Source organism: Lysobacter hankyongensis (assembly GCF_039543145.1).
In the GTDB taxonomy this organism is placed as follows: Bacteria; Pseudomonadota; Gammaproteobacteria; order Xanthomonadales; family Xanthomonadaceae; genus Lysobacter_I; species Lysobacter_I hankyongensis.
Genome location: NZ_BAABJE010000001.1, coordinates 686,958 through 697,617 on the forward strand (window position 1 = coordinate 686,958; position 10,660 = coordinate 697,617).

Annotated in this window: 14 protein-coding genes; 8 read left to right on the forward strand and 6 right to left on the reverse strand. The window is 69.9% G+C overall.

The features are described from left to right. Positions 1-55: 55 nt before the first annotated feature. The 3 genes from ABD974_RS03145 to ompR form a co-directional block, all read right to left on the reverse strand. Positions 56-436, reverse strand: a complete 381-nt coding sequence (locus ABD974_RS03145) for a diacylglycerol kinase (protein WP_345301796.1) — start codon at positions 434-436, stop codon at positions 56-58. A gap of 135 nt (positions 437-571) precedes the next feature. Further along, positions 572-1,849, reverse strand: a complete 1,278-nt coding sequence (locus tag ABD974_RS03150) for an ATP-binding protein (protein WP_345301962.1) — start codon at positions 1,847-1,849, stop codon at positions 572-574. After that, positions 1,849-2,592: an osmolarity response regulator transcription factor OmpR gene (ompR, locus tag ABD974_RS03155; RefSeq protein ID WP_345301797.1), complete on the reverse strand. Its 744-nt coding sequence runs from the start codon at positions 2,590-2,592 to the stop codon at positions 1,849-1,851. Before ompR ends, ABD974_RS03150 begins: the two co-directional genes overlap by 1 nt. Positions 2,593-2,792: 200 nt before the next feature. Between ompR and ABD974_RS03160 the strand changes: the two genes are divergently transcribed. The 7 genes from ABD974_RS03160 (at position 2,793) to ABD974_RS03190 (ending at position 6,635) form a co-directional block, all read left to right on the forward strand. Further along, positions 2,793-3,257 (forward strand): hypothetical protein, encoded by a 465-nt coding sequence (locus tag ABD974_RS03160; RefSeq protein WP_345301798.1) that lies wholly within the window; start codon positions 2,793-2,795, stop codon positions 3,255-3,257. A gap of 63 nt (positions 3,258-3,320) precedes the next feature. Beyond that, complete coding sequence (locus ABD974_RS03165; protein ID WP_345301799.1) at positions 3,321-3,926, forward strand: hypothetical protein; 606 nt, start codon at positions 3,321-3,323, stop codon at positions 3,924-3,926. 242 nt (positions 3,927-4,168) lie between these two features. Then, a complete protein-coding gene (locus ABD974_RS03170; protein ID WP_345301800.1) occupies positions 4,169-5,056 on the forward strand; it encodes a hypothetical protein in 888 nt (295 codons plus the stop codon). Continuing rightward, on the forward strand, positions 5,053-5,412 hold the full coding sequence (locus ABD974_RS03175; RefSeq protein ID WP_345301801.1) for a hypothetical protein: 360 nt from the start codon (positions 5,053-5,055) through the stop codon (positions 5,410-5,412). Before ABD974_RS03170 ends, ABD974_RS03175 begins: the two co-directional genes overlap by 4 nt. A gap of 39 nt (positions 5,413-5,451) precedes the next feature. Beyond that, the gene (locus ABD974_RS03180; RefSeq protein WP_345301802.1) at positions 5,452-5,871 is read left to right on the forward strand and encodes a DUF2946 family protein; all 420 of its coding nucleotides are present in this window, start codon (positions 5,452-5,454) and stop codon (positions 5,869-5,871) included. A 144-nt stretch (positions 5,872-6,015) separates the two neighbouring features. Continuing rightward, positions 6,016-6,150 (forward strand): hypothetical protein, encoded by a 135-nt coding sequence (locus ABD974_RS03185; RefSeq protein ID WP_345301803.1) that lies wholly within the window; start codon positions 6,016-6,018, stop codon positions 6,148-6,150. Then, on the forward strand, positions 6,147-6,635 hold the full coding sequence (locus ABD974_RS03190) for a copper chaperone PCu(A)C (protein WP_345301804.1): 489 nt from the start codon (positions 6,147-6,149) through the stop codon (positions 6,633-6,635). Before ABD974_RS03185 ends, ABD974_RS03190 begins: the two co-directional genes overlap by 4 nt. An 84-nt stretch (positions 6,636-6,719) precedes the next feature. Here the strand turns inward: ABD974_RS03190 and ABD974_RS03195 are convergent, their stop codons facing one another. From ABD974_RS03195 to ABD974_RS03205, 3 genes are read right to left on the reverse strand one after another with little or no spacing between them, the layout of a single operon-like run. Next, entirely contained in the window at positions 6,720-7,097 is a 378-nt protein-coding gene (locus ABD974_RS03195) for a VOC family protein (RefSeq protein ID WP_345301805.1), read from the reverse strand. Between the two features lie 48 nt (positions 7,098-7,145). Further along, entirely contained in the window at positions 7,146-7,772 is a 627-nt protein-coding gene (locus ABD974_RS03200; RefSeq protein WP_345301806.1) for an RNA polymerase sigma factor, read from the reverse strand. A gap of 21 nt (positions 7,773-7,793) precedes the next feature. Next, complete coding sequence (locus ABD974_RS03205; protein WP_425562627.1) at positions 7,794-8,750, reverse strand: isoaspartyl peptidase/L-asparaginase family protein; 957 nt, start codon at positions 8,748-8,750, stop codon at positions 7,794-7,796. Between the two features lie 470 nt (positions 8,751-9,220). On the opposite strand from ABD974_RS03205, the gene ABD974_RS03210 reads away from it, so the two are divergent. Then, positions 9,221-10,459, forward strand: coding sequence for a lipase family protein (locus tag ABD974_RS03210; protein WP_345301808.1), 1,239 nt, complete (start codon positions 9,221-9,223; stop codon positions 10,457-10,459). The last annotated feature ends 201 nt before the right edge of the window (positions 10,460-10,660 follow it).

The following is a 10,660-nucleotide window of genomic DNA, read 5'->3' on the forward strand; positions in this document are numbered from 1 at the left end:
CCAGGGTTGTCGGAGCGCGGGCGCGCGGCGACGCCGCGCGATCGGGCGTTGTCGATCAGAGATAGCGGTCGGCGAGAATGACGCCCCAGACCAGCAGCACGTTCATCATCAGCACGAACACCGCCGCCGAGCCCATGTCCTTGGCGCGACCGGCCAGTTCGTGGAATTCGGGGCCGTAGCGCTCGATCACCGCTTCGATCGCGGAGTTGAGCAGTTCGGCGCTCATCACCAGCATGCAACTGCCGATCATCAGCGCGCGCTCCAGACCGTTTCCGCCCAGCCACCAGGCCAGCGGCGCCAGCACCGCGAACAGATAGACCTCGAGCCGGAACGAAGACTCGTGCAGCCAGGCCGCGCGCAGGCCCTGCATCGACCATTTCGCGGCCTTGAAGATGCGCGCGGGGGTGCGCGGCAGATGTCCGGTGTGGTCGGCCATGTCAGCGGCCGACGGGCAGAACGGAGACGGACGGGGCGGAAACCGGCATCGGCGGCGCAACTCGGGCGATCGGAGGCCGGGAATTCTGCCACAAGCCCCCAATGACCGCCCGGGACCGAGCCCGCGCGCCGCCGCTCAGCCCTCGACGGCGCGCAGCCGCAGCACCGCTTCCAGCCCGCCACCGTCGCGGTTGTGCAGCGCGAGATCGCCGCCGTGCACACCCGCGACCCGCGCCACGCTGGCCAGCCCCAGACCGCTGCCCGGCGTGCCGCGGGCGCCATCGACCCGGTGGAACGGTCGCCCCAGCTCGGTCAGGGCCGATGCGGGCACGCCCGGCCCGCGGTCGCCGACCCGCAACCGCCAGTCGTCGCCCACCCGCGCCAGCGTGGCCTCGAACGGTGCCGCGCCGTGGCGCGCGGCGTTGTCGAACAGATTGGCCAGCGCGCGGCGCAGCGCCAGCGGCCGGCCCGGCAACCGCGCGTCGTCGGGCAGTGCGAGCGTCCATGCGCGTCCCTGTCGCGCCTCGTCCTCGGCCAGGGCGCGCAGCATCGCCGCCAGATCGACGGTGTCCAGCGGTTCGTCGCGTCCGTCGCGGACGTAATCGATGAACTGGCCGACGATTCCATCGAGTTCGTCGATGTCGCGCTCCATGCCGACGCGGGTGCCGTCGTCGATCGCTGGGTCAAGCGCAGGCGCCAGCGCCAGCGCGTAGCGCAACCGCGCCAGCGGCGTGCGCATGTCGTGCGAGATGCCCGCCAGCATCAGCTCGCGGTCGCGCGCGGCGATGCGGGTGCGCTCGGCGGCATCGGCCAGCGCGCCCTGCAGTTCGAGAATCTCGGCGCTGGCGAATCGAGGCGCCGGCGGCGGCGGCTCGCCGGCGACGATGCCCGCCGCGGCCTCCGCCAACCGATGCAGCGGACGGGTCAGACTGCGCGCGAACAGGGCCGACGCCACGAGCACCATCGCGCCGATCGCGACGAGCGACATCAGCAGGCCGCGGCGCAGCGGTTCGGGCCCGCCCAGCACCGGAATGCCGATCCAGCCCCGCGCCGGCGCCCGTGCCTGCACCCACAGCCGCGCCGGTGCGCCGGACAGGCGCAGCGGGCGTCCGGGCAACCGCGCGCCGACCCGCGATTCGGTGCGCTGCAGGAAACGCATCGGCGGACGCTCGCCCGGCGGCAGGTTGTTGCGGACCACGATCCCGAGCGCATCCAGTTGCCGCCGCGCAGCGGCGCGATCCGGCTGCGCGAGCAGCGCGTCGGCGGCGAGCACCTGCGCGTGCAGCGCGCGCGCGACGCGCCCCGCGCTGCTCTCGCGCGTCGACAGACCGAACGCGATCGCGGCCGCGACCAGCGCGGCGATCACCACCGCCGCGAGCAGCAACACCAGCCGCGCGTGCAGGCGCCGCGGCATCACGCCGCGCCCTCGGGCACGAACACGTAGCCGGTGCCCCACACCGTCTGCAGCCAACGCGGATGTTTCGGATCGTCCTCGATGAGTTTGCGCAGACGGCTGATCATCACGTCCATGCTGCGGTCGAAGGCATCGTGTTCGCGGCCGCGCGCGGCGCTCATCAACTGGTCGCGGGTCAGCGCCTGGCGCGGACGCTGCGCCAGCGCCGCCAGTACCGCGAATTCGCCGGTGGTCATGCGCTGTTCGCGACCGTCGCGATGCAGCGTGCGCGCACCGAGATCCAGCACGCAGGGCCCGAACGCGACCCGGCCGCCGGCTTCCTTCGGCGCGCCGGGCACCGGTCGGCCTCGACGCAGCACCGCGCGGATGCGCGCCACCAGCTCGCGCGGATTGCCCGGCTTCGGCAGATAGTCGTCGGCGCCGATCTCCAGGCCGACGATGCGATCGATGTCGTCGCCCTTCGCGGTCAACATCACGATCGGCGTCTGGATGCCCTGCCCGCGCAGTCGACGGCAGATCGACAGTCCATCCTCGCCGGGCAGCATCAGGTCGAGCACGATCAGATCGACGTGGTTGCGCGACAGCTGGCGATCCAGTTCGCGACCGTCGCCCGCGGCCAGCGTCTCGAAACCCTGCTGGGCGAGATAGCGCACCAGCAGATCGCGCATGCGGTCGTCGTCGTCCACCACCAGCAGGCGGGGCGCGGGCGTCGTCGCGGTCGGCGTGTCGTGTGCATGGGTCATGCCGCCATTGTCGCCGCTGCCGGGCCACCGGCAAGCGCAGACGACGCCCTGCGACGCCCTCTCCGCGACCGAGTTGTGAACGGATGTGTCCATCGCGCCCTGCCGACACCTCCATTCGCATTCCGACGCGCCATGGACACGCCTTGCGGCGGCCCGCGGCGCACGCTGGCATCACCCCAACGCATCCACACAGGTGCTCCATGAAAACCCGACACATGCTCTTCCTCGCCGCCGGCCTGACCGTCGCCCTCGCCGCCACCACGGCGCTCTCCGCCCCGCGCATGGCGCGCGGCGACGCGATGCTGCCGCCCACCGCGGCGGAACTCGGCATCGCGGCATCGCACGCCCGGCAATGGGACGCGCTGCGCGCCGAAGCCGTGGCCCTGCGCGCGGTCGGCCGCGACGACCTGCGCGACGGCGTCGGCGAATTCCGCGCGCTGCTCGATCAGCCATCGCCCGACCTGCGCGCCTACAGCCGCGAATCGCAGCGGAAGGTCGACGCGCACATGGCGGAAGCGCGCGCGCTGCGCGATCGCCAGTTGGATCTCTACGAATCGCTCTCGCCGCAGGACCAGGCGAAGGTGCGCAGGGCAATGGCCGAACGCCTCGACCGTTTCGCGGCGATGCGCGAACGCCTCGGCCGCTTCCTCGACGCGCGCCAGTAAGCCGCGCGCGATCTTCCCTCTCCCTCCCCAGCGTCCCTTCGCGCATCTTTCCGGAGTTTCATCATGCACAAGTCCCTGCTCGTCCTCTGCACCCTCGCCGCCGCCTTCGCACTGGCGCCCCACGATGCCGATGCCGCCGGCCGCGTCAAGGCCCGCGGCGCGACCCAGAACGCCGAAGGCGGCGTCACCGCGGGCCGCGCGTCCGCCGCACGCGGCCCGAACGGCGGCGGCGCGGTCCGCGCCCGCGGCGTGAAGACCGATGGCCAGGGCAACGGCCAGGCCGCCAGCGGCAGCGCCGTCCGTGGCCCCAACGGCGGCACCGCGGCGCGCGCCGGCACCAGCACCTGGAATGCCGACGGCAGCGCGCAGCACCAGTCCGGCGCGCAGTGGAACGGCCAGAACGGCAGCGGCAGCAGCGAAGGCGGTTTCGTGCGCACGGCCGACGGCAGCGTCAGCGGTGGCCGCACCACCCATGCCACCGGCGCGCAGGGCGGCAGTTACGATGCCGACACGCAGTACGCCAACGGCAATCTCGACCGCAACGTCGACGCCACCGGCCAGAACGGCAACAGCTATCAGTCGACGGTGACCGGCAACAAGAACGACGGTTACACCCGCACCACGACCTGTTACGACGCCGGCGGCAACGTCGTTCCCTGCAAGCCCTGATCGAATCGGCATCCGCGGCACGCGCGGCGGGCCCATCTGCCCGCCGCGTCGCGTCCGCGGACAGGGGCACGACTTGATTCGAAGCCGTTTGCGGCGCATCTTCGGCATCGGCGCCGCCGGGGGGACCGCGTTCCATACGCTGCCGGGCGGCATGTCGCATCGACCACGCACGTCGACGCCTCTCAACGACAGGAACACGCATGACAGGGACGCGCATGACAGGGATGCCCGATCACCACCCCTTGCGACGCACGGCCGTCGCCTTCGCGCGACACCTGTCGCTGGCGGCCGTGCTGCTTCTGACCGTCGGCTGCATGACGGTCCCGGATCGCGACGGCATCACCAGCTTCCGCCAGGGCGCCGCGACCGCCAATCAGCAGTCGCAGTCGACCTTCGCCGACATCAACACCTTCCTGCGCCAGCAGCAGATCGATCGCGCCAGCCAGTTGCCGACCCTCAACGAAAGCGAGTTCTTTTCGCCGCTGGCATCGGAGGACGTCGCCAAATGGAATCGCGCCTTCGGACTCATCGACGCCTACGCCGCATCGCTGGAAACACTGCTGGATCCCGCGCGCAGCAGCGACACCGAAACCGCGCTCGCCGAACTGGGCGAGAAGATCGGCACGATCGAGGGCGGACGGTTGCCGGCCGGCGTGGCCGGCGGTTTCGCCCAACTCGGCGGCCTGCTGGTGCAGATGCGCGCGGAGAAGGAAGCGCTCGCCGCGATCCGCAAGGCGGACCCGGCGATCCAGAGCGTGTTCGACACGATGATGACCGCGATCGGCGAGGACCGCGACAACGGCGTGCGCGCGATGGTCGCCACCTCGTGGGGCGACGTGCTCGGCGCGATCCAGGTCGAATTCCTCACCGCAGGCGGCACCGCCGCCAAACGCGACGTGGCCACGCGCTACGTCGGCACGCTCGACCAGCGCGACGCGCAGGACGCCAGCCTCGCGTCGCTGCGGCGCTCGATCGGCCTGCTCGCCGCGGCCCATCGCGAGCTCGCCGCCGGCGACCCGCCGAGCGCGCGCCGGATGCTCGATGAAGTGCAGGCCGAGTACGCGGCCTATCGCCAGCGCGTCGATGCGCTGCGCCAACAGGACGGCCAGAGCCAGGGGAGCAAGCCATGAGCCCGAACGACGCCGCGGCCAGCGGCATGAACGGCGACATCCGCCAACTGCAGCAGAGCCTGGTCAAACAGCACCAGTCGCTGTCGACCCTGCTCGGCAACACCATTAATCCCACTGACGCGCAGGCCCTCCTGCTGGAAATGCAGGAAGTCAATTTCCGGGTCATGGTCAGCGGCAGCCTGTTGTTCAAGCAGACCACCGCGGCGATGGACACGCGCATCGAAGGCGTGCTCGCGGCCAGCGCCGATCTGGATGCCGCGCTGAAGTCGCTGACCCGGGTCAACGACATCGTCCGCGCGACCTCGCAATTCCTCGGTCAGGTCGACAAGGTGCTCGACGCGATCAAACTGACCTGACGCAAACCGCCTCGCCGGGCGCTGGCTATACTGCCGGCCATGTCCAGATCGACCTTCCAGCGCTCGATGGCCGGCATCGCCCTATTGGCGATGCTCGCGTTCGCGCTGTTGCCGAGCGTCGGCCGGATCGATCGCGGCCTCGTCGCCGTCACCGGCGGCACCTCGGCGATCGAATCGACCTTCGGCGCGATCTGCACCACCCGCGGACTGGCCTACGACAACGCGGTCGCGCTCGACGAAGCGCTCGGTTTCGCCCTCGAAGACGCGCCGAACCCGCCGTCGCCGCACGACGACGCGGATTGCGACTACTGCACCCTCGCCGCCTCCACCGTGCTGGCCGGCCTCATCGCGATGCCATCGGTATCGCCGCCCGCGGCCGATGCCATCGCCGGCCACCCTCCCGTACTGCCCTCGCGGCACCATCCCAACGGCCTCGGCTCCCGCGGTCCACCCGCCTGACTCCGCGCCATCCCTGAACATCGCCGGGCCCGGCACGCTCACGCTTCGCCGGTCGCCGGAGACACCCGACACTTCCGCTGCCGCATCCCTGCGCGGATCGCCGTCGTGCGCCACGCACGGCCAGCGCTTTCATCGGAATCACCCATGGAATCGTTCTTTTTCTTCGCCCTGTTCTGGCTGATCGGCTGGGCCATCTTCCTGCTGTCGGCGCTGGTCCAGAAGGACGGCCGGCAGATCCGCACCCACACGCTGCTCGACGACATCGAGGTCGAACCATGAACACTTTCCCACGGCCTCTTCTCTCAGCAGCGATCGCGATCTCGACGGTCTCCGCGCTGTTCGCGGCAAGCCTGCTGGCCGCCCCGCCCGCGAAACCCGCGCTGATGATCGAAGCGCCCTGGACGCGCGCCACGCCGCCGCAGGCGCCTGTCGCCGGCGGCTTCCTCACCATCCGCAACAACGGGCGCCGCGCCGACCATCTGCTGTCGGCGACCAGTCCGGATGCCGAACGCGTGGAAATACACGAGATGCGCATGGACGGCGACATGATGCGGATGCGCAGGCTCGACGATGGGCTCGCCATCGCGCCGAACGCCACGCTCGAACTCAAGCCCGGCGGTTATCACCTGATGTTCATCAAGCCCACGCATCCGTTCGTGGCGGGCGAAACCGTCACCGCGACGCTGCGCTTCGAACACGGCGGCATGCGCGAGGTCCGCTTCGAGGTCCGCCCGCTCGGCAGCGGCGCGCCGCCGAAGCGCTGACGCCGCTGCGTCTTTGCGCCTGCGGTCCGCTGGCGACGAGGTTCCTCGGCATCGTCGCCAGCGGCAGCGCCGGACACTGCACAGTCAGCCGCGGCGCGGCGCACCCGGCGGCTGGTACAGGCTCAGCGCGTTGCGGTCGGGATCGACGAAATCGAGGGTCAGTCCGCCGTCGGGCGCTTCGCTCACCGGCACCACGATCTCCACGCCCTTCGCGGCCAGCGCTTCGGCGTAGTCGTCGATGCCGCCGTCGAGGCGGAACACCACCACCGGGCTGTCGCCGGCCTTCGCCGGGCGCTGGATGAAGACCAAACTGAGGTCGCCGAGTTCGGCGAGCGCGAACGGGCCGTCGTGGCCGTCGATCTCGTTCACCGGCAAACCGAGGGTGTCGCGATAGAACCCGACGGTGCGGTCGAGCACCGCGACGAAGAACACGATGGCGCCGACCTGGGCGTGAGCGAGCATGGAAGACCTCCTGGAACGAATGGATGGATGCGCCCGGTTGCGTCCGGGTCACGTACTCTCGTTGCCGCCGGCAGGCGATCCGTGAGCGCGCCCGCGCACCACGAGGAGATGACCGTCGGCATCGTGGGTGCCGATGCCGGCCCCGCCCTGCAGCGCGGCCTTCAGCGCGCGCCGCACCAGACCGAACTGGAGATCGGCGCTGCGCGCGGGATCGCGCACGTAGGCCAGCGCGATCGCTTCGGCGCGCTGCGCCGGCGGCAGTGCGCACAGCGCCTTGCGGATACGCGTGAGCCGCTGCCGGAACGCGGTCTCGGCGATGCCCAGCACCCAACGGATTTCCTCGGCGTTCAAACCATGCAGGGCCAACACTGCGACGCGGCGGGCCGCAGGCGGCAGCCGTTCGAGCAATGCGCAGGCCGATGGCGGCGCCTCTTCTTGCGCGGGCGCAACATCGTCTTCCGCAACCGTCGCTTCGCGACGACGGCGTCGAATCGCGCTGCGCGCCTGCATCGCGGCCTGATTGCGGATCACACCGGCCAACCATGCAGGGTCGTCGCCACGCCCCTGTTCCAGCGCGATCAACAGCGCGTCCTGCACCAGATCGTCGGCGTCGGCCGCACGGCGTGCATGGCGGCGGGCTTCGGTGCGCAGGCGTCGATAAGCAGCGAGATCCATCGGAGCGGCCGTGCCGTGCTTTCAGTCCTCGCCGTCGTCTTCGCGGAACACCGCGGTGCCGCGGCTGCCGTCGGGGTTGATCCAGCCGCGATACATGCCGCTGGTGTTGAAGGGCATCGCGATGTTGCCGTCGCGATCCAGCGCGATCGCGCCGCCGTCGCCGCCGAGCTGCGGCACCACGACGTTGACCACGTGATGCGCGGCCGCCGCAAGCGTGTCGCCGGCATAGGCCACGCGCGCGCAGATGTCGTGCGCGACCGCGGCGCGGATGTAGAACTCGCCCCAGCCGGTACCGGACACGCCGCAGCGGTCGTCGGCCCAGGTGCCGGCGCCGATCACCGGCGAATCGCCGATGCGGTTCCAGCGCTTGTTGGTCATGCCGCCGGTGGAGGTGCCCGCGGCGATGTGGCCGCCGCGATCCAGCGCCACCGCGCCGACGGTGCCGAAGTACGTCCCGCGCACATCGTGATTGCCCGCCTGCTGCCGCGCCTGCGCCGCTTCGAGCTGGCGACGGCGATGTTCGGTGTCGAACCAGGTGTTGGGCACGCGCTCGATGTCCTGCAGCGTGTCGGCGAAGGCCTCGGCGCCGTCGCCGGCCAGCATCACGTGCGGGCTGCGTTCCATCACCGCGCGCGCCAGCCGGATCGGATTGCGTACGGTGCGCACGCCCGCCACCGCGCCGGCACGGCGGGTGTCGCCTTCCATCACCGACGCGTCGAGCTGGTGCCGGCCTTCGGCGTCGAACACCGCGCCCTTGCCGGCGTTGAAGTGCGGCGACTCTTCCAGCACCAGGATCGCCGCTTCCACCGCATCGATCGCCCGGCCGCCGCGCGCGAGTACCGCATGCCCGGCGTCGAGCGCGCGGTCGAGGTCGGCGCGGATCGCGGCTTCCTGCGCGGAATCGAGCTGGTCGCGGTCGATCACGCCGGCGCCGCCGTGGATGACCAGCGCAGTCGGATGCGCCACCTTGACCGGCATCGGGCGGTCGGGATTCGGATCGTTCTCGGGGCGGTGCTGGGCGTGTGCGCTCATGGCGGTCATCGCAAGGCAGAGGGTGAGCAGCAGGCGCATCGGCGTCTCCGTCGGCGAACGTCAGAGCATAGAACATCGCGGCAACAGGGGCAGCCGCACGCTGCAGTGCAACATCGCCCGGCCAGAAACCGGCCCGCGGGTCCGCGAAGGCGTCGCCGCGGGAGCGCGCGCGATCCGTGCGAACGACAGCCGACACGCGCCATGACCATCGATCGCCCGAGTGCATTCCATTTGCGCATGAGAACATGAGGATGATGCGCGTTGTCGCCCCCGCGAAAGCTGGGGACACTGACGAGGCCATGCATCAGAAGACGGCGTGACAGGATTCACGACCGACGATGTCCGTCGCTTTGGACCAGGCACTCCCCACGTTCGGAAGCAAGCGAAGACGACTATCCACACACATTAGGGACAACATGAAACAACATCAGGTATCGATCAGGATCGGCTTGCTGACAGCGGCCATCGCGGCGAGCTCGCTGGTCTCAGCGGGCAACGGCTCGGCGGGCAACGGCAACACCGCTTCCACCGCAGACATGTCGGGCAAGGCCCAGACCTCCGCCGCAATCGCCGCGAATCGCACGCCCGTCGTGTCGCTGACCCGGACGATGGGCGATGTCGGGTTCGAGATTTTCGACGGCAACACGCCCCGCTACAACCTTTCGACGCTGCCGAAGAACGTCGACAACGCCATCGTGTACATCGATGTCGACAGCATCGAATGGAACAGAAAGCGGATGCAGGCCACCCTCAATCTCGCCCGGGATCTGAACTGGGTCGTGATGGCGGAGAGCGGGAGCTGGAACGTGCCGCGCCTGCACGCCTTCCTCGCCACGCACTTCCCGCAGGTGAACACGAAGAATCTCCAGAACGTCGCGGTCCGCATCGCCTGGGACAACGATCGCGCGGTCGCGACCGACCTCGTACCGTCCGAAGCGGCGGTCGAAGTGGGCATCGACTACCGGCAGACCTCCGAAGCGAAAGCGCTGCTCGCGAACGAGCGGCTGACCAAGGCCGTGGCCCCGGGCAGCAACTATGCATGGTTCGCCAACAACGCCTACCAGGCCACCGCGAGCAGCAAAACGCTGGGCACCCGGTTCTACTCGGTCGCGCTGAATCGCGATGTCGTGAAGGTCTGGAGAAGCACCAGCAACGGCACCACGGACTGCATCGTCTCCTGGCGCGGCAGCTCGACCGCGGGCGATTGGCTGACGAACATCCAGAACCAGTTCGGCAGCGCGGTGGCCGTGCCCGGTGAACCGTCGAACGCGGCGAGGATCGGAAACGGGTATGCCAGCAGGCTCAACAGCTACAAGGCCGCCGTCGATGCGGTGGCGTGCAACAACGCTTACAGCGTGACCGGACACAGCCTGGGCGGCGCGATGGCCGAGGCCTATTCGTTCACCATCCGCGGCAAACGACCGAACCTGGAAGCCTACAATCCGGCGCGCGTCGGCAACGCCAGCTTCCGCACGCAGTTGGTGTCTGCTCTCGGCAGCGCGAAGGTCGAGGTGTTCTGCAGGAATCTGGATCCGGTCTGGACCGTGCCGGTGGGGCTGGAACACGTGGGCAGCAACAACGGCTGCACCTACTGGGGCAGCTCGGTGTCGGTGATCAATCCGGTCGCGAACCACGCCATGAATCTGTGGCTGTAAGCCTCTGCCGTTCGTGCTTGCATTACAGCTGACACGCTTGCCGAGTCCTTGAAGATCGGCAGGCAGACGTGGCGGACTCCGGTCCGCCACGTCGTCAGGAGCCATCCCTGTAGGAGCGCCGGGAGGCGCGACAGGGAGCGGATAGACAGGCCGTCGCCCGTCGCGCCTCCCGGCGCTCCTACAAGGGGCTTCGGCAACCTG

Coding starts and splice junctions, on each gene's coding strand:
- ABD974_RS03145 (WP_345301796.1), bottom strand. CDS start 436: ATGGCCGACCACACCGGACATCTGCCGCGCACCCCCGCGCGCATCTTC.
- ABD974_RS03150 (WP_345301962.1), bottom strand. CDS start 1,849: ATGCCGCGGCGCCTGCACGCGCGGCTGGTGTTGCTGCTCGCGGCGGTG.
- ompR (WP_345301797.1), bottom strand. CDS start 2,592: ATGACCCATGCACACGACACGCCGACCGCGACGACGCCCGCGCCCCGC.
- ABD974_RS03160 (WP_345301798.1), top strand. CDS start 2,793: ATGAAAACCCGACACATGCTCTTCCTCGCCGCCGGCCTGACCGTCGCC.
- ABD974_RS03165 (WP_345301799.1), top strand. CDS start 3,321: ATGCACAAGTCCCTGCTCGTCCTCTGCACCCTCGCCGCCGCCTTCGCA.
- ABD974_RS03175 (WP_345301801.1), top strand. CDS start 5,053: ATGAGCCCGAACGACGCCGCGGCCAGCGGCATGAACGGCGACATCCGC.
- ABD974_RS03180 (WP_345301802.1), top strand. CDS start 5,452: ATGTCCAGATCGACCTTCCAGCGCTCGATGGCCGGCATCGCCCTATTG.
- ABD974_RS03185 (WP_345301803.1), top strand. CDS start 6,016: ATGGAATCGTTCTTTTTCTTCGCCCTGTTCTGGCTGATCGGCTGGGCC.
- ABD974_RS03190 (WP_345301804.1), top strand. CDS start 6,147: ATGAACACTTTCCCACGGCCTCTTCTCTCAGCAGCGATCGCGATCTCG.
- ABD974_RS03195 (WP_345301805.1), bottom strand. CDS start 7,097: ATGCTCGCTCACGCCCAGGTCGGCGCCATCGTGTTCTTCGTCGCGGTG.
- ABD974_RS03200 (WP_345301806.1), bottom strand. CDS start 7,772: ATGGATCTCGCTGCTTATCGACGCCTGCGCACCGAAGCCCGCCGCCAT.
- ABD974_RS03205 (WP_425562627.1), bottom strand. CDS start 8,750: ATGCCGGTCAAGGTGGCGCATCCGACTGCGCTGGTCATCCACGGCGGC.
- ABD974_RS03210 (WP_345301808.1), top strand. CDS start 9,221: ATGAAACAACATCAGGTATCGATCAGGATCGGCTTGCTGACAGCGGCC.